Source organism: Micromonospora sp. NPDC023644 (assembly GCF_040640115.1).
Classification (GTDB): domain Bacteria; phylum Actinomycetota; class Actinomycetes; order Mycobacteriales; family Micromonosporaceae; genus Micromonospora.
Genome location: NZ_JBFABA010000010.1, coordinates 138,835 through 155,328 on the forward strand (window position 1 = coordinate 138,835; position 16,494 = coordinate 155,328).

16 protein-coding genes are annotated in these 16,494 nt (G+C 73.1%); 4 read left to right on the top strand and 12 right to left on the bottom strand.

Going from position 1 to position 16,494, the window contains the following annotated elements; all coding sequences use genetic code 11:
• The first annotated feature begins 363 nt into the window (after positions 1-363).
• Positions 364-1,224, top strand: a complete 861-nt coding sequence (locus AB0G08_RS11205; protein ID WP_358086162.1) for a 1,4-dihydroxy-6-naphthoate synthase — start codon at positions 364-366, stop codon at positions 1,222-1,224.
• Here AB0G08_RS11205 and AB0G08_RS11210 read toward each other — a convergent pair.
• Together AB0G08_RS11210 and AB0G08_RS11215 are read right to left on the bottom strand one after the other, a co-directional pair.
• Positions 1,185-1,571, bottom strand: coding sequence for a cold shock domain-containing protein (locus tag AB0G08_RS11210; RefSeq protein ID WP_101413859.1), 387 nt, complete (start codon positions 1,569-1,571; stop codon positions 1,185-1,187). The two genes, AB0G08_RS11205 and AB0G08_RS11210, sit on opposite strands and share 40 nt — an antisense overlap.
• 34 nt (positions 1,572-1,605) lie before the next feature.
• Entirely contained in the window at positions 1,606-2,229 is a 624-nt protein-coding gene (locus AB0G08_RS11215; protein ID WP_358086163.1) for an HAD family hydrolase, read from the bottom strand.
• An 85-nt stretch (positions 2,230-2,314) separates the two neighbouring features.
• Here AB0G08_RS11215 and AB0G08_RS11220 point away from each other — a divergent pair, with 85 nt between their 5' ends.
• Complete coding sequence (locus tag AB0G08_RS11220; protein WP_358086165.1) at positions 2,315-4,795, top strand: helicase-associated domain-containing protein; 2,481 nt, start codon at positions 2,315-2,317, stop codon at positions 4,793-4,795.
• A gap of 10 nt (positions 4,796-4,805) precedes the next feature.
• Here the strand turns inward: AB0G08_RS11220 and AB0G08_RS11225 are convergent, their stop codons facing one another.
• Both AB0G08_RS11225 and AB0G08_RS11230 read right to left on the bottom strand, forming a co-directional pair.
• Positions 4,806-5,054 (bottom strand): hypothetical protein, encoded by a 249-nt coding sequence (locus AB0G08_RS11225; protein ID WP_358086167.1) that lies wholly within the window; start codon positions 5,052-5,054, stop codon positions 4,806-4,808.
• 115 nt (positions 5,055-5,169) lie between these two features.
• Positions 5,170-6,063, bottom strand: a complete 894-nt coding sequence (locus AB0G08_RS11230; RefSeq protein WP_358086169.1) for a L,D-transpeptidase family protein — start codon at positions 6,061-6,063, stop codon at positions 5,170-5,172.
• A gap of 176 nt (positions 6,064-6,239) precedes the next feature.
• Between AB0G08_RS11230 and AB0G08_RS11235 the strand changes: the two genes are divergently transcribed.
• On the top strand, positions 6,240-7,919 hold the full coding sequence (locus AB0G08_RS11235) for a DNA repair helicase XPB (protein WP_358086171.1): 1,680 nt from the start codon (positions 6,240-6,242) through the stop codon (positions 7,917-7,919).
• 74 nt (positions 7,920-7,993) lie between these two features.
• Here the strand turns inward: AB0G08_RS11235 and AB0G08_RS11240 are convergent, their stop codons facing one another.
• The 6 genes from AB0G08_RS11240 to AB0G08_RS11265 form a co-directional block, all read right to left on the bottom strand.
• A complete protein-coding gene (locus AB0G08_RS11240) occupies positions 7,994-8,338 on the bottom strand; it encodes a toxin-antitoxin system HicB family antitoxin (RefSeq protein ID WP_358086173.1) in 345 nt (114 codons plus the stop codon).
• Between the two features lie 364 nt (positions 8,339-8,702).
• Positions 8,703-9,134, bottom strand: coding sequence for a hypothetical protein (locus AB0G08_RS11245; protein WP_358086175.1), 432 nt, complete (start codon positions 9,132-9,134; stop codon positions 8,703-8,705).
• Positions 9,135-9,379: 245 nt separating this feature from the next.
• Entirely contained in the window at positions 9,380-10,222 is an 843-nt protein-coding gene (locus tag AB0G08_RS11250; protein ID WP_358086177.1) for a formate/nitrite transporter family protein, read from the bottom strand.
• Between the two features lie 385 nt (positions 10,223-10,607).
• Positions 10,608-11,567 carry a zinc metalloprotease gene (locus AB0G08_RS11255; RefSeq protein WP_358086179.1) on the bottom strand — a complete coding sequence of 320 codons (960 nt, stop codon included), beginning with the start codon at positions 11,565-11,567 and terminating at the stop codon, positions 10,608-10,610.
• Positions 11,568-11,817: 250 nt separating this feature from the next.
• The gene (locus tag AB0G08_RS11260; RefSeq protein ID WP_358086181.1) at positions 11,818-12,414 is read right to left on the bottom strand and encodes a dihydrofolate reductase family protein; all 597 of its coding nucleotides are present in this window, start codon (positions 12,412-12,414) and stop codon (positions 11,818-11,820) included.
• Positions 12,414-13,172, bottom strand: a complete 759-nt coding sequence (locus tag AB0G08_RS11265) for a TIGR03089 family protein (protein ID WP_358086250.1) — start codon at positions 13,170-13,172, stop codon at positions 12,414-12,416. The genes AB0G08_RS11260 and AB0G08_RS11265 overlap by 1 nt, the downstream gene beginning before the upstream one ends.
• A gap of 245 nt (positions 13,173-13,417) precedes the next feature.
• Between AB0G08_RS11265 and AB0G08_RS11270 the strand changes: the two genes are divergently transcribed.
• Positions 13,418-14,578, top strand: a complete 1,161-nt coding sequence (locus AB0G08_RS11270) for a hypothetical protein (RefSeq protein ID WP_358086183.1) — start codon at positions 13,418-13,420, stop codon at positions 14,576-14,578.
• A gap of 40 nt (positions 14,579-14,618) precedes the next feature.
• Here the strand turns inward: AB0G08_RS11270 and ligD (AB0G08_RS11275) are convergent, their stop codons facing one another.
• Together ligD (AB0G08_RS11275) and ligD (AB0G08_RS11280) are read right to left on the bottom strand one after the other, a co-directional pair.
• A complete protein-coding gene (gene ligD, locus AB0G08_RS11275; protein WP_358086185.1) occupies positions 14,619-15,533 on the bottom strand; it encodes a non-homologous end-joining DNA ligase in 915 nt (304 codons plus the stop codon).
• A complete protein-coding gene (gene ligD, locus AB0G08_RS11280) occupies positions 15,523-16,464 on the bottom strand; it encodes a non-homologous end-joining DNA ligase (RefSeq protein WP_357872855.1) in 942 nt (313 codons plus the stop codon). Before ligD (AB0G08_RS11280) ends, ligD (AB0G08_RS11275) begins: the two co-directional genes overlap by 11 nt.
• Positions 16,465-16,494 lie beyond the last annotated feature (30 nt).

Genomic DNA, 16,494 nt, shown 5'->3' on the forward strand with positions numbered 1-16,494 from the left:
GGGCTGGGCCGGGGCGCGCCGTTGTGCGAAGGATCGGGCGCGGTCTGCCGCCCCGTGTTCTCGCCGTCGAGATCCCAGATGCGCCCGGCCCGCGCCGGGTCCTTCGCGGCCAGGTCGTAGCCGGCGCGCTCGGCCCGTAACGCCGTCACCGCGCACCGGCCCCAGGCCGACTCGTGCATCGGCGGCAGCGCGGCTCGGCGGCAGCGCGGCTCGGCTGCCCACACCTCCGCGTCCTCACCTCGCGGGACAGCGCCACCTCGCGGGACAGCGCCACCTAGCGGGACAGCGCCACCTCGCGGGACAGGTCACAGTCGTGGGGACCGGGCGGAGCGAGGCCGCCGACGACGGGGATACGGTGAGGGCGTGGCGCTCTCGCTGGCTGTCTCGCCCTGCCCCAACGACACCTTCGTCTTCCATGCCCTGGTGCACGGCCTCGTGCCCGGCGCCCCGCCGGTCGACGTCACGTACGCCGACGTGGACGTCACCAACACGGCCGCCGAGCGTGGGGCGTTCGACCTGGTCAAGGTGAGCTACGCGGCGCTGCCGTGGCTGCTGGACGACTACCACCTGCTGCCCTGCGGAGGCGCGCTCGGCCGTGGCTGCGGCCCGCTGGTGCTGACCCGTGGCGACCGCGATCCGGGCCAGCCCGACAGCTCCGGCCGCGCCGACCTGAGTGGAGCCACCGTGGCGGTGCCGGGCGACCGGACCACGGCGTACCTGCTCTTCCGGCTCTGGGCGGCCGAGCGGCCCCCGGCGCGGATCGAGGTCGTGCCGTTCCACGAGATCATGCCGGGCGTCGCCGCCGGCCGGTACGACGCCGGCCTGGTCATCCACGAGGCACGGTTCACCTACCCACGGCACGGCCTGACCGCCCTGGTCGACCTCGGCGAGTGGTGGGAGGCCGACACCGGCCTGCCCATCCCCCTCGGGGCCATCCTGGCCCGGCGCGGCGCGGTCGACCCCGAGGCGGCGGCCGGGTGGATCCGCGAGTCGGTCCGTAGGGCCTGGGCCGACCCGGCCGCCAGCCGGGAGTACGTGCTGGCGCACGCGCAGGAGATGGAGCCCGACGTGGTGGACCGGCACATCGGGCTCTACGTCAACGAGTTCACCGCCGACCTGGGGGACGCGGGGTTCGCCGCCGTGGAGGCGCTGCTCGGCCGGGCCGCCGACGCCGGGCTGGTGCCTCAGACCTCCAGCTCGTTGGCGACCGCGTGGACCAGCTGAGCGATCTTCTGCGCCGTCTTGCGGTCCGGGAACCGACCCCGGCGCAGGTCCGGCTGGACCTTCGCCTCCAGCACCTTGATCATGTCCTCGACGAGGCCGTGCAGCTCCTCCGCCGGCCGGCGACGCAGCTCCGCCATCGAGGGCGGGGCGTCGAGCAGCTTGACCCCCATCGCCTGCGCGCCCCGGCGGCTGTCCACCACGCTGAAATCGACCCGCTGGCCGCCCTTGAGGTCGGTGACACCCGTCGGTAGCGCGCCCTTGGGCAGGAACACGTCGCCACCCTCGTCACTGGTGACGAACCCGTATCCCTTGGCCGCGTCAAACCACTTCACTCGACCCGTCGGCACCTGAGAACCCCTGCTTCGCTTGAGCTTGAGACGTCTACCGCTCCAAGGCTAGCCGGATCATGCCGTCCAGCGCCGCCGGGAATCCGGTGAGATCATCCAGCACCACCTCCGCGCCGGCCGCGCGCAGCTCGTCGGCGGTGCACGGGCCGGTGGCGACCGCGATGCCCGGGACGCCCGCCGCCCCGGCGGCCACCATGTCGGCCACGTGGTCGCCGACGTAGTGGGTCGCGCCGTGCCGCCGCAGCGCGGTCGCCTTCTCCTCCGCGAACAGGTCGCCGGCGACCTCGTCGGCCACCATCCCGAGATGGTCGAGGTGCAGCCGGGCCAGGCGGCCCAGCTTGGCGGTCACCACGAGCACGCGGCCGCCGCGTTCGCGTACCGCGTCGAGCGCGGCGACGGCGCCGGGGAGCGGGACGGTGGGCGTGATCGCGTACGCCGGGTACAGCTCGCGGTACGTCAGGACGGCCTCGTCGACCTGCTCCGGCGGGAACCAGCGGGCGATCTCGGTACGCAGCGGCGGGCCGAGCCGCGACACGGCGGCCGCCGCGTCCACGTGCACCCCCGTCCGGGCCGACAGCGCCCGGAAGGCGTCGGCGATACCGGGACGCGAGTCGACCAGGGTCATGTCGAGGTCGAAGCCGACCGTCAGCGCTGCCATGCAGCAGAACGTACCCGCCCATCCCCGGGCCAGCCGGACGTCCGAGGGGCGGGAGGACCCCCGGCCGGGCTAGCGTGGAACGACGATGACCACCTCACTCGCCGACCACCTGCGGTCGCTGCCCGACGAGTCGCTCGCCGCCCTCCTCGAGCTGCGGCCGGACCTCGTCGTACCCGTGCCGGCCGATGTCTCCGCGCTCGCCACCCGGGCCCAGTCCCGGGTCTCGGTGGCCCGCGCGCTCGACGCGCTGGACCAGTTCACCCTGCTGATGCTGGACGCCGCCCGGCTGACCCGCAACGCCACCGACGGGACCACCTCCACCGAGGCGGTGCTCGCCATGGCCACCGCCGGGCCGCACCCGCCCGCCCCCACCACCGTCCGCGCCGCCGTGAACCGGCTGCGCGCGCTCTTCGTGCTGTACGGCCCCGAGAGCGCCCTGCACGTGGTGGCCAGCGTCGACGAGGTCTCCCCGTACCCGGCGGGGCTGGGTCGACCCGCGACGGAGCTGGAGCCGCGGGCTGCGGCGCTCTGCGCGGACCCGGCGAAGCTGCGGCGGACGCTGCTGGCCGCGCCGCCCTCGGCCCGGGCGATCCTGGACCGGCTGGCCGCCGGACCGCCGGTCGGCAGCGTGCCGGCGGGCGCGTTGCAGGCGCCCCCGCTCGGCGCGGAGGACGACCTGCCCCCGGACCCGACCAACGGCGGCGCGCCGACCGGCTCGCCGGTGCGCTGGCTCGTCGACCACCACCTGCTGGTGCCGGTCTCCGGCGGCAGGGCCGGCGTCACGGGCACCGTCGAGCTGCCCCGGGAGGTCGGCCTGCTGCTGCGCCGCGACAGCGGCCCGCTCGGCCCGCTGCGCAGCAGCCCGCCGCCGGTGGCGACCGCGCCGCGCGAGCCGAAGGCCGCCGACTCGGCCGGGGCCGGGCAGACCATGGAGGTGGTACGCCACACCGAGGCGCTGCTGGAGCAGCTCGCCGCCGAACCGGCGCCGGTGCTGCGCTCCGGCGGCCTGGGCGTCCGCGACCTGCGCCGGCTCGCCCGGGTCGTCGGGGTGGACGAGCCGACGGCCACCCTGCTGCTGGAGGCGGCGTACGCGGGCGGGCTGGTCGGCGAGGTCGACCTGCCCGGGGCCACCACCACCCGGCACGGCGCGGACCAGCAGGTCCTGCCCACCGCCGGGTACGAGGTGTGGCGGGCCGGAACGCTCGCGCAGCGCTGGGAGCAGCTCGCCCGGGCCTGGCTGACCATGACCCGGCAGGCCGGGCTGGTCGGGCAGCGCGACGACCGGGACCGGCCGATCACGGTGCTCTCCGCCGAGGCGGAACGGGCCGGCGCGCCGGCCGCCCGGCGGGCCGTGCTGGAGGTGCTCGCCGACCTGGAGCCGGCCACCGGGCCCACCCCCGAGGAGGTGCTGGCCCTGCTCGACTGGCGGGCACCACGGCGCAGCCGGGGCCGGGAGGCCGCGCACCGTGAGGTGCTGGCCGAGGCGGCCACGCTGGGCGTTACGGGGCTGGGGGCGCTCACCTCGTACGGGCGGCTGCTGCTCACCGACGTGACCGCCGCCGACGAGCGGGGCGGGGACGACCCACTCGGGTTGCGTTCGGACGCCGAGAGCGGCGACCCGTCCAGCGCCGTACGCGCGCTGGACGCGCTGCTGCCCGCCCCGGTCGACCACTTCCTCGTGCAGGCGGACCTGACCGTCGTGGTGCCCGGCCCGCCCGATCCGGCGCTCGCCGCCGAGCTGGAGGTGGTGGCGGAGCACGAGTCGGCCGGCGGGGCCAGCGTGCACCGGGTCACGCCGGCCAGCGTGCGCCGGGCCCTGGACGCCGGCTACTCGGCCGACGACCTGCACGGCCTGTTCCGGCGGCGGTCCCGCACGCCCGTGCCGCAGGGGCTGACGTACCTGGTGGACGACGTGGCCCGCAAGCACGGCGGGCTGCGGGTGGGCTCCGCCGGGGGGTACGTGCGCAGCGACGACGAGGCGCTGCTGACCGAGGTGCTCGCCGACCGGCGGCTGGAGCCGCTGGCGCTGCGCCGGCTCGCGCCGACGGTGCTGTCGACGCCGTACCAGGTGGGCCGGATGCTGATGGCGCTGCGCGACGCCGGGTACGCCCCGGTGCCGGAGGACGCGAGCGGGGCGGCGGTGCTCGCCCGCCCGAAGACCCGGCGGGCCCCGGCGCGGGTGCCGGTGACGACCAGGACGCTCGATCCGCTGACCACGCCGAAGCTGGCCATGCCCCGCCTGCTGGGCGTGGTCGAGCAGATCCGGCGCGGCGACGCGGCGGCCCGGGCCGCCCGGCGGGCGCCGGCCGTGGTGCGGGGCGCGGTCGGGCACGCCGGCCCGGCGCCGGTGCCCTCGCACAGCGACGCCCTCGCCGTGCTCCAGCAGGCGGTCCGGGACAAGGCGCTGGTCTGGGTCGGGTACGTCGACGCGCACGGGGCGACCGCGTCCCGCCTCGTCCGGCCGGTCTCGATCGGCGCGGGCTACCTGCGCGCCGAGGACGACCGGACGGAGATGCTGCACACCTTCGCCCTGCACCGGATCACGGCGGCGGTGCGGGAGGACTGAGCAGGTCGGGTCAGCGCCGGCTGCGGCGTACGGTCCCGACGACGGAGACGATCAGCAGCAGCGTGAACCCGGCGCCGGCCGACTCGCCGACCGAGTCGACGAAGCCCTGCTCGAGCACCAGCCAGCCGAAGAGGAACCAGCCGACGAGCACCACCGCCGCCACCGCGTACGCGACCACGGTGGCGGTGGAGACCTCCTCGACGGGCGACCGGTCGTGCGCGGGACTGTGCTCCGGGATCACTTCGCGGTCGACCGTCATCTCCAGCCTCCCCGTCCGGTTCGACGACTGGCATCCAGCGTGACACCGCCGTGGCGGTAGTGACAGGGGATATCGGACGGGGTGTGCGACGGCGCCGGGGACGCGCCGGGGCGGCTCAGGTGCCGGGACGCCGACCGACCAGCACCACCTTGCTGCCGACCTTGCCCAGCTCCCAGTAGCGGACGGCGTCGCCGGGCAGCAGGTTGACGCAGCCGTGCGAGCCGATCGCCTTGTCGTGCAGGTAGGTGGTGGTCTGGTGGAAGCCCATCCCCCGGGTGAAGTGCTGCCAGTACGGCAGCCACACCTCGTACGGGTCGGACCACTCCTTGACGTTGCGGTAGTTGATCGTGAACGTGCCGGCGGGGGTGCGGTAGCCGGGCATGCCCGTGCGGGTCACGGTCGGCTTCACGAGCACCTTGCCGTTGCGCATGACCCAGGTGGTCTGCCGGGTCAGGTCGATGCAGAAGGTGGTGCCCGAGCCGGCCCGGCAGCGCGCCGTGTCGGTGGTGGCGAGCCGCTTCGCCACGTCGTACGTGGTGGGCCCGGCGCGGCCGTGGGCCGGGCGGATGTCGTACCGCTTCTGGAACTTCCTGATGGCGACGCAGTCGGCGGCGGACTGCCGGCCGTCGACGGTCACGCGGCCGAACCCGCCCAGCCGGGCCAGGTACGCCTCCACCTCGCGCTGGTGCTCGCCCTGCGGGCAGCCGGCGGCGGACGGCGACGCGGTGGGTTTCGTCGCGGGCCGCGTCGGCTTCACCGCGGGACGCGTCGGTGCGGGCGTGCTCCGCGTCGGCTTGACCCTGCGCTCCGGCGGCGCCGTGCTGGGCCGCGCCCGCTGGTCCGGCCCGGGCGCACCGCTCGCCCCCGTTACCCGCTCCGCAGCCCCGGCCGGGACGGGCCCCCCGCCCCCGCCACCGTCGGCCTGTGGATCGAACGCGCACGCACCGGCGCCGACCAGCGTGACCACTGCCAGGGCGACGAGCCGGCTGGTGATCCGGACCTTGCGCATGGTGCCTCCCCTGACAGGTGTTCCCTTTGGTAGACGTTGCGAGTACCGCTCCGGTTGCTCCAGGTGACCAGATTTTTCTGCCGTCACCCGCGTGCGTGCAACACTGGTGGGTCGGCCTGGGCTGGTCAGTCGCCTCCCGGACAGCCGGCGACCCGAGGCGGAGGAGAGGCACTGGCGTGAGCGGTGGACCCCTGATCGTGCAGTCGGACAAGACCCTGCTGCTGGAGATCGACCACCCGGACGCGCAGGCATGCCGGATGGCCATCGCGCCCTTCGCCGAGCTGGAGCGCTCCCCCGAGCACGTGCACACCTACCGGCTGACCCCGCTCGGGCTGTGGAACGCGCGCGCCGCCGGCCACGACGCCGAGGGCGTGGTGGACTCCCTGATCAAGTACTCCCGCTACCCGGTGCCGCACGGGCTGCTGGTGGACGTGGCCGAGACCATGGACCGGTACGGCCGGCTCCAGCTCGCCAACGACCCGGCGCACGGCCTCGTCCTGCGGGCGCTGGACCGGCTGGTGCTGATCGAGGTCGCCAAGAGCAAGAAGCTCGCCGGGATGCTCGGCGCGAAGCTCGACGACGACACGATCGCGGTGCACCCGTCCGAGCGGGGCCGGCTCAAGCAGGCGCTGCTCAAGCTCGGCTGGCCGGCCGAGGACCTGGCCGGCTACGTCGACGGCGAGGCGCACCCGATCGAGCTGGCCGAGGCCGGCAAGGACGGCCGGAAGCCGTGGACGCTGCGGTCGTACCAGCGGGAGGCCGTGGAGGCGTTCTGGGCGGGCGGGTCGGGCGTCGTGGTGCTGCCCTGCGGCGCCGGCAAGACGCTGGTCGGGGCGGCGGCGATGGCCGAGGCGAAGGCGACCACCCTGATCCTGGTCACGAACACCGTCGCCGGCCGGCAGTGGAAGCGCGAGCTGATCGCCCGCACGTCGCTGACCGAGGAGGAGATCGGCGAGTACTCGGGCGAGCGCAAGGAGATCCGCCCGGTCACCATCGCCACGTACCAGGTGCTCACCTCGCGCAAGAAGGGCACCTTCACCCACCTGGACCTGTTCGGGGCCCGCGACTGGGGCCTGGTCGTCTACGACGAGGTGCACCTGCTGCCGGCGCCGATCTTCCGGTTCACCGCGGACCTCCAGGCCCGCCGCCGGCTGGGCCTCACGGCGACTCTGGTCCGCGAGGACGGCCGGGAGGGCGACGTGTTCAGCCTGATCGGCCCCAAGCGGTACGACGCGCCGTGGAAGGACATCGAGTCGCAGGGCTGGATCGCCCCGGCCCAGTGCACCGAGGTGCGCGTGACGCTCACCGACGCGGAGCGCATGTCGTACGCGACGGCGGAGGCCGAGGAGCGCTACCGGATGGCGGCGACCGCCCGCACCAAGCTGCCCGTGGTGAAGGCGCTGGTCGACCGGCACCCGGACGACCAGGTGCTCGTGATCGGCGGCTACATCGACCAGCTGCACCAGCTCGGCGAGTACCTCGACGCGCCGATCGTGCAGGGCTCGACCACCAACAAGGAACGGGAGCGGCTCTTCGACGCATTCCGCTCCGGCGAGGTGCGCACCCTGGTGATCTCGAAGGTCGGCAACTTCTCCATCGACCTGCCCGAGGCGGCGGTGGCGATCCAGGTCTCCGGCACGTTCGGCTCCCGCCAGGAGGAGGCACAGCGGCTCGGCCGGGTCCTGCGGCCGAAGGCCGACGGCCGCCAGGCGCACTTCTACACCGTCGTCTCCCGCGACACGATCGACACCGAGTACGCCGCCCACCGGCAGCGCTTCCTCGCCGAGCAGGGCTACGCGTACACGATCGTCGACGCCGACGACGTCCTCGGCCCGAAGCTGCCGACGGTCGACTGACCTCGGGGCGCTCCCGACGCCCCTCACGTTCGCTGTGGAGCTGACGTCATAAGCGACTCAGCCGACCTCGAGGGTCAGGCGGCTCGGAGCTTCCGCAGGACGTACTGGTTGAGGCTCATGCCGTCCTCAGCGGCCTGGATGGCGAGTTCCCGGTGCAGGCTCTCTCCGACGCGCAGGTTGAACTTGCCCGAGTAGCTGCGCTCGGCGAATGGCTGCGGCACCTGCTCGCCCTGCTCCTGCATGTCCGCAATCACCTCACGCAGCAGATCCTCAAGCCCTTGCAGAGCCTCCACCTGGGAGGGAGCCAGCCAGGTGAGAGAGGGAAACTCGGCGCAGGTGGCGACGAACTCGCGATCCTCGGCCGACCAGGTGACGCGATAGGTGTAGTGGGTGATCTCGGGACGGGGCTCGGGGTCCATCACATGGCCTCCTTCTTGTCGATCGCCTTGAGTACTTGCCGGACCTGGTACGCCTTCGCCTTGCCTTTGTCGTTCTGGTCATTCACGCGTGGGTCGCCCGGCCAGGGAGTCTTGAACACCGCATGGGAGGTGCCGGCTTGCCGCGGCTTCCCGAAATAGTGTTCGCATGCCCGGTAAAGATCGTTTTAGGCGATGTTCTGCTGGTTCGTCCGCATCGCTGCAATGAGCTTGTCTATGGGCGGCACCGGTCGATGGTACTGCCGGCGGTACCACAGCCGCAAGCACTTCGCGATGCACCTGCTGCCCGCGCCGATCTTCCGGTTCACGGCGGACCTCCAGGCCCGCTCCGATCCCTGCCCTGCCCCTACCGCAGTCGAGGGGAAGACTTCCCAGACCAGCCGAACAGCGACCACGTTGCGGTGATCACCACCAGCACCAGAGCGAGACCCGTCACCACCTCCGTCACAACGGCCCAGGCCGGAAACCGGCCACCGTCGTTCGGGACGCTCACGAGAAGGCCGCCACATGCCGATCGGACGAGGATCGGACCGATCCACAGGTGAAGCAGGGCACGGCCGGGCCTGAGACGACGACGGACCAGCAGCCCACCGGCTGCGATCAGAACGGCCGCGCCGGTCACCGAGGTGACCACCAGCATCAGCAGCAGGACGACATCCATTCCGCCGCCGTACATCGCCTCCGCGTCGAGCGCGTCACGCAGGACGATGCGGGCCCCGCTCGCTGACTGCGCAAGACTCAGCGCGCCACCGGCGAACAGCAACAGGGAGGGACGCACGAGGCACGCTATCAAGCTGGACCGGGGACGAATCGCGTCCAGTGCCCACCACGCATCGCAACAGGGCTGGATCGCCCCGGCCCAGTGCACAGCATGTTGGCCCGCCAGGCCCGGCCGGACCGAGGTACGCGTGACGCTCACCGACGCCCAACGCATGTCGTACGCGACGGCGGAGGCCGAGGAGCGCTGACGAACGGCTGACCTCCGCCTGCGTGCCGAAGCGGCGAGCGGACCCCGGCACGCGTTCACCGGGGCCGGGATGCCGACTTCTCGGGCTGCGGGCGGCTCCGGGTCGCACCGGTGCGGGCATGCGTCGCATAGAGGGCGAGCCCCACGAAGACCAGGCCGCCGACCAGGTTGCCGACCACGGTGGGAATCTCGTTCCACATCAGGTAGTCGACGAGCGAGAAGTCGCCGCCGAGCATCAGGCCGGCCGGAAAAAGGAACATGTTCACGACCGAGTGCTCGAAGCCCATGTAGAAGAAGACCAGGATCGGCATCCACATGCCGATCACCTTCCCCGACACCGATGTCGAGAGCATCGCGGCGACGACGCCGGTGGAGACCATCCAGTTGCACAGGACACCCCGGATGAAGAGGGTCAGCATTCCGGCGACACCATGGTCGGCGTACCCGACCGTCCGCGACTCACCGATCACCCCGAGCCGCTGGCCGACCTCGTTCGGGTCGACGCTGAAGGCGAAGGTGAGAATCACGGCCATCATGAACGCGACCGTGAGCGCGCCGGCGAAGTTGCCGACGAAGACCAGGCCCCAGTTGCGCAGGACCGAACGCAGTCTGACGCCCGGCCGCCGGTCGATCAGAGCGAGAGGGACAAGGGTGAACACACCGGTCAGAAGGTCGAACCCGAGCAGGTACAGCAAGCAGAATCCGACGGGAAAGAGAAGGGCTCCGACGAGTGGCTGACCCGTCTCCACGGTGACGCTGACCGCGAAAGCCGCAGCGAGCGCGAGGATGGCACCGGCCATGTACGCACGAATCACCGTGTCCCGGGTGGACATGAAAACCTTCGACTCGCCCGCGTCGATCATCTTTGCGACGAACTCTGCCGGGGCCACGTAGGACATGGACGTCGCTCCCGTCAGATGTGGGCCAGTCGATTCAGCACCGCGCAGGCACGCACCCGCATTGACCCTCCCCAGGGCCTCGCAGCCAACGGACGGCCCGTACCGTCGGCGCCCGCCGGTCGGAGTGTGGATGATCCTCGATCGGCCCGGGGTCCGCAATACGCGCATGGACCCGTTGCCGCGGTGAGGTCGACGTCGCACGCCTTGCTACCGCTGACGTCGACTGTCGGTCACCGCGCCCGACCTGCTCCGGGCCCGTACCGCCGCCGGGGTGCTGGCCCGGCTCACATGAAAATGACCAAGAGGTTTGCGTCTTCCGACAGGCTCGTCGGTGACGCAAACCTCTTGATCGACTCGCCTCGCCGAAGCGGTGAGGCCGGGTGGGTCAGCCGGCGCCGCCGGCCCGGAACGCGACCCAGGCGTCGCTCATCCGGTCCGCCTGTCCGGCGGTGAACATGTTCATGCAGGAGTCCTGCGTGTAGTCCATGAAGTTGTGAATCGGGTCCAGCCCGGGTGCGGTGCAGGTGTCCGCGCCCACCGGGCAGTTGAACTGCGGCGTCGCCTCCCGCGGGGTGTCCGCGACGAAGTCGCCGGAAGCCGAGCACCCGTGCGCGAAGGTGTGCTCCAGCATCAGCCAGTGCCCGACCTCGTGCGTGAGCGTGTCGCCGAGGGCGTACTTGCCCGCCGTGCCGCCCGGCATCGACTCGTCGAGCATCACCACGCCGTCGATGAAGTCCCGGCCGTTGTTGTAGCCCTTCGGGAAGTACGCCCAGCCGAGCAGGCCGCCGCCGATGTTGGCCGCGTAGACGTTCAGGGTGCGGGAGTCGCCCGTGTACAGCGCCTTCTTCATGTCCCGCTCGTTCTTGCCCGGCACGACCGTGTACCAGTCGCTGTTCACCGTCCACGTCGTGTCGACCAGGTCGAACCGGAACGGCGTGTCGGAGGCGTTCGCGGCGGTGCGGCCCGCGAACGAGTCGTTGAGCACCTTCATCTGCGCCCCGATCAGGGTGTTCCACCTGGTCGTCTCGGCCGCGCTGAGGGGGTGGTCGGAGATCATGTGGAAGACCGTCGGCACGGTGACGCTGCCGTTGGCCAGGCGCGGGGCGTCCTTGATGACGCCGTAGGCGTTCGCCTCGTTCTTGGAGTACAGCTCCGGCTCCTGCGCGGTGGCGCCCTCGGCGAGCCGGGCCGCGCCGTGCCCGTGGGCGTCCGGCTCGCACTCGGCGACACCCGGGGAGACGGTCACGGGTGCCGCCGACGCCGCGCCGTAGGCGCCACCGGACGCCAGGAACGTCGCGGCGGTGGCGGTGAGGACTGCGAGTCGGAAGATCGGTCTCCTGTGCATCGGTGCACCTTTCAGGAGGATGGAGGCGGTGCGGAGACGACGCGGGGGTGTCACGACCAGGTCGAAGACGTCGTCATCCCGTATGAGACCACGTCTATGACGCGGGCGACAGACCTGCGAAAAGGGCCTGGTTTCCCTGTAACGCCAGGGGGCCGGGGAACGCTGATCCCAAGGCGCTCGGGCGTTCCGCGGGGCCGCGCCGGGCCTCCTCGGGGCGTACCGGCGAGGCTCGTTTCGTCCTTTCGGACGGCTACGGCCGGCGGACCCGGTAGTAGAGGTGGGTCACCCGGTCGCCCTCGACGACCGTCGGGTTCGACAGCTCGACGGGGGCGTCGCGGACCTGGTCGAAGAACGGCACGCCGCCGCCGAGCAGGACCGGCACCAGGTTGACCCGGATCTCGTCGAGCAGCCCGGCCTCCAGGCACTGACGGGCGATGCTGCCCCCGTTGACCCCCACCCAACGGTCGCCGGCCAGCTCGCGGGCCTGCGCGACGGCGGCCTCGATGCCCTCGGTGACGAAGGTGAACGGCGCGCCCGGCCGGGGCCGGCCGTCCGGCACGTGGTGGGTGACGACCACGACCGGCTTGTCCAGCGGGTGCCGGCCGTCCCAGCCGCCGATGAGGTCGAACAGTCGCCGGCCGACGACCAGGGCGCCGGTGTCGTCCAGGGTGCGCCGCAGGTGCCCGGCGCTCGCCGCCGAGGTGCGGAACGTCATCTCCGGCTTGGCGGTGCCGATGGCGACGTCGCCGTTCTCGTACCACTGGAAGAGCTGGTCGAAGCCGGTGTCGCCGGGAGCGGCGATGTAGCCGTCCAGCGACATGCTCGCCTCGGTGTAGACCCCGCCCATCACAGCACCCGGGTGATCTGCTCGGCGGCGATCCGGGCGTCGAGCCGGGCCGGGTCGAGGTTGGCGCAGAGCACCACCGACGCGCCGACGGCCAACGGCGCCAGCAGCCAGTACACCGGCTGTTCGTGCTCGGCCACGTCGACCAGCAGCCGGTCGCCGGCCCGCAGGTCGAGCCGCTCCGCCACGGCCAGCGCGACGCTGCCCCACTCGCGGTAGCTCGTGCCGTCGGGGCTGGCCGCGTGGGCGCTGGTCAGCGGGGCGGACGCGGGCAGCGCGTCGCTGTGCCGGGCCACCTCGGCCAGCCAGTCCCGGTATTCCTCGGGCGCCTCGGCGCGCGGGGTGGCACCGAGGGAGAGGACGAACCGGTGCCGCGCCTCGGGCACGTCCTCCAGCCAGTCGTCGAGCCGCTCGGCGCTGACGAAGACGGCGTCGTACGGCTCGTCGGCGCCCGGCTCGATCGGCGGCAGGCCGGCGGTCGCCCGCGGGCGGAAGGACACCGCCACCCCGGCCGACCAGGCGCCCAGCAGCACGGCGGCGCTCTGCCAGTGTGCCGGGAGCAGCACCGCCGCCCGGTCGCCGACGCCCAGCCCGCAGCCCTCGCGCAGCAGCCCGGCGGCCCGCGCCGCCCAGCCGCCCAGCTCCGTCGCGGTCAGGTCGACCCGCGCACCGGTCGCGTCGTCCAGGTAGGTGAGCAGCGGCCGGTCCACCTCCGCCGCCCGGCCACCGGTCAGCGGTTCCCGAACGAGGGCATCGGTCATGTTCATGGCGCACTCCTCGGCAGGCTGCGGCCAGCCTACTCAAGAGGAAACGGGCCGGAACGGCATCGCCGCGCCGGCCCCGGGCACCCGCACCGACACCACCGGGGCACCGCACAGGCACTGGCGCCGCACGAACGTGCCACTCCCGGCCGGGTCGAGCAGGGCCGCCGCATCGGCGAGGGCATTGACCGGCGTTGCCACACTCGTGGCGCGGACGGTCCGCCGAGGCCCAGGGAGGCTGCGTCATGCAGACAGACGAACGTGTGCCCCGGGCCCGTCCCGGCCGGACGCTGCGGGGCGCCGTGGCGCTGGCCGTGCTGCTCGCCGGGGCGACCCTGGCCCGGCCGGCGCCCGCCGCGGCGGAGCCCCTGCCGGATCCCAACCCCACGGTGACCGCCACGGTGTGGGCGCACTCCCCGACCACGACCGAGTACCGGATCACCGGCGGCTACAGCGCCCACTCCGGCGACGGCGACGTCGTGGTGCGGCGCACCGGCGCCGGGGCGTACACGGTGATCCTGGAGGGGGCGGCGACCAGCGGCGGGGTGGCGCACGCGGTCGCGTACGGCGGCGGGCCGGTCTTCTGCACGGTGGCGAGCTGGTACCGCAGCCCGATCGGCGCGCCCGACCTGCTGATCCAGGTGCGCTGCTTCGCCGCGACCGGCAGCCCCGTGGACAGCCGCTTCGTGGCCACCTTCACCAACGTCCGGCAGGTCGGCCAGGGCCGGCTGGCGTGGTTCGTCACCGACCAGGCGCAGCCGACCGGCGTACGCACGCTGCCCGCCGCCTACCGGTACGACTCGACCGGCGGGACGGTCTCCTACGAGCGCCTCGGCACCGGGCGGTACCGCTTCCTGATGAACCCGAACCCGGCCAGCGAGGGCGGGGCGACCTTCCCGATGGCGCACGTGACCGCGCTGGGCAGCACCGCCGTGCACTGCCAGCTCGATCCGCCGGACGGGTGGGTGGTGCACTGCGCGAACGCCGCCGGCAACCCGGTGGACGCCCGCTTCGTGGTCACCTACGGCTCCCGGGTGGACCTGCTGGGCCGGGCGTTCGGGCCGCGCTTCGCCAGCGGCGTGCTCTACGGCGAGGACGTCCGCGACACCTGGATCGGCGGCGAGAGCTACAACTCGACGATCCCGGGCTTCGGCGGCGCGGCGGGCACGGTGGTCGGCACCGGCCGCTACCAGGTGCGCTTCGCCGGCACCGGGACCGGCTACGGCACCGCCTTCGTGAACTCGTTCGTGACCAGTCTCCAGCGTCCGCCCCGCGGCTACTGCGTACTGGCCGGCTGGTTCCCGTCCGGGGCCGACACCGTGGTCTCGGTCAACTGCTACGCCTGGCTGGGCGTGCCGGCCAACCTGAACGCGCGGATCTCGTACACCACCTGGCCGGCCGCCTGACCCGGCTGCCCGGCCGGCGCTTCCCGCCGGCCGGGCCCGGTCACGGGGCGGGCAGCTCGGGGCCGCCGTCGAGCAGGGGGGCCAGCAGGTCGCCCTGCTTCTCCACCCGCTTGAGCACCTCCCCCGCCGTGTACGGCTTGGTCGCCGGCCGCTTCCCCGCCGCGCCCGCCTCGACCTCGTCCCAGGTCAGCGGGGTGGAGACGGACGGCACGGACTGCGCCCGAAGCGAGTACGGCGACACCGTCGTCTTGGCGGCGTTGTTCTGGCTCCAGTCGATGAAGACCTTGCCCGGCCGCAGGTTCTTCGCCATCTTCGACACCACCAGCTTCGGGTGCGCCCGCTCCAGTTCCTGCGCGATCCGCTTGGCGTAGTCGGACACGAGATCGGAGGACTGGGTGCCGGCGATCGGGCAGCAGAGCTGCATGCCCTTCTTCCCGGACGTCTTCGGATAGCTGTCGATGCCGTCGTCGGCGAGCCGGTCGCGCATCAGCAGCGCCACCTGGCAGCACTGGCGCAGCGCCGCCGGCGGCCCGGGATCCAGGTCGACGACCATCATGTCCGGGTGCTCGCCGACCTTCCACTGCGGCGTGTGCAGCTCCAGCGCGGCGAGGTTGGCCAGCCAGACCAGGGTGGGCAGGTCGTCGGCGACCACGTAGTCGATGGTCTCCCGGCCCTTGCTGGACCCGGGCGCGGGCAGCGTCTCGGTGCGCACCCAGCCGGGGGTGGCGGCCGGGGCGTTCTTCTCGAAGAACGAGCCCCCGGTGACCCCGTTGGGGAAGCGGATCCGGGTGAGCGCCCGGTCGGCCAGGTGCGGCAGGAGCACCGGGGCGACGCGGGTGTAGTAGTCGATCACCTCGCCCTTGGTGAACCCGGCGTCGGGATAGAGCACCTTGTCCAGGTTGGACAGCTCCAGCGCGCGTCCCTCGACCTCCACCCGGAGCCGCTCACCCGGCATCGTCGACCTCCTCCGCGGGCTTGTCCGGCCGCAGCCGGAGCACCCGGGGGAACCGCAGCCGCCCGTCCGGGGTGCGCTGGCCGTACTTCACCTCCACCACGACCAGGGGTGTTACCCAGATCGCGCCCCGGGCATCCTCGCGCGGCACGTCCCCGGCGAACGGCGACGCGCCGCTGCGCAGCGGCTCCAGCTCGCGGAGCAGCTCGCGCTCGATGGCCGCGCCGATGCCGCCGCCGACGCGCCCCCGGTAGGTGAGCCGCCCGTCCGGGCGTGGCACCCCGACCAGCAGGCCGCCGATCCTGCGCGCCCCGGGCCGCCAGCCGCCGACCACGAAGTCGCCGGTGACCTCCAGCTTGACCTTGACCCAGTCCGGCGAGCGCACGCCCGGCCGGTAGACCGAGTCGACCCGCTTGGCCATCACCCCCTCCAGGCCGTGCTCGCCGGCCGCCTCGTAGGTGGCCAGGCCGTCGCCGAAGACCGGCGACACCGCCCACCGGGCGCCGCCGAGCGCCAGGCCGTCCAGGGCGTCGCGCCGGCGGGCGTACGACCAGCCGGTCAGGTCCTCGCCGTCGAGCCGGAGCAGGTCGAAGATCATGTACGTCACCGGGGCGACCGCCGCCAGCCGGGCGGCCTTGTTGCGGTCACGGACGTGCATCCGCTCCGCCAGGGCCGTGAACGAGGGCTGGCCGGTCTCGCCGAGCAGCACCACCTCGCCGTCGAGCAGGGCGTCGCCCGCCTGCTCGGGCAGGGTGGCCAGCTCGGGGTACGCGACGGTGATCTCCACGCCGCTGCGGGCGTACAGGTGCTGCCGGCCGCCGGAGATGTCGGCCAGCGCGCGGACGCCGTCCCACTTGAACTCGTACGCCCAGCCGGCACCCGCCGGGAGCTGCCCGGTCATCGCGAGCATCGGCTTGAGCGGCGCGCCAGGCACCTCCCGACTGTACTTGCGCACCGAAGCGCT

Coding starts and splice junctions, on each gene's coding strand:
- AB0G08_RS11255 (WP_358086179.1), bottom strand. CDS start 11,567: ATGCACAGGAGACCGATCTTCCGACTCGCAGTCCTCACCGCCACCGCC.
- AB0G08_RS11215 (WP_358086163.1), bottom strand. CDS start 2,229: ATGGCAGCGCTGACGGTCGGCTTCGACCTCGACATGACCCTGGTCGAC.
- AB0G08_RS11240 (WP_358086173.1), bottom strand. CDS start 8,338: ATGGACCCCGAGCCCCGTCCCGAGATCACCCACTACACCTATCGCGTC.
- AB0G08_RS11270 (WP_358086183.1), top strand. CDS start 13,418: ATGCAGACAGACGAACGTGTGCCCCGGGCCCGTCCCGGCCGGACGCTG.
- AB0G08_RS11265 (WP_358086250.1), bottom strand. CDS start 13,172: ATGACCGATGCCCTCGTTCGGGAACCGCTGACCGGTGGCCGGGCGGCG.
- AB0G08_RS11250 (WP_358086177.1), bottom strand. CDS start 10,222: ATGTCCTACGTGGCCCCGGCAGAGTTCGTCGCAAAGATGATCGACGCG.
- AB0G08_RS11220 (WP_358086165.1), top strand. CDS start 2,315: ATGACCACCTCACTCGCCGACCACCTGCGGTCGCTGCCCGACGAGTCG.
- AB0G08_RS11230 (WP_358086169.1), bottom strand. CDS start 6,063: ATGCGCAAGGTCCGGATCACCAGCCGGCTCGTCGCCCTGGCAGTGGTC.
- AB0G08_RS11260 (WP_358086181.1), bottom strand. CDS start 12,414: ATGGGCGGGGTCTACACCGAGGCGAGCATGTCGCTGGACGGCTACATC.
- AB0G08_RS11225 (WP_358086167.1), bottom strand. CDS start 5,054: ATGACGGTCGACCGCGAAGTGATCCCGGAGCACAGTCCCGCGCACGAC.
- ligD (WP_358086185.1), bottom strand. CDS start 15,533: ATGCCGGGTGAGCGGCTCCGGGTGGAGGTCGAGGGACGCGCGCTGGAG.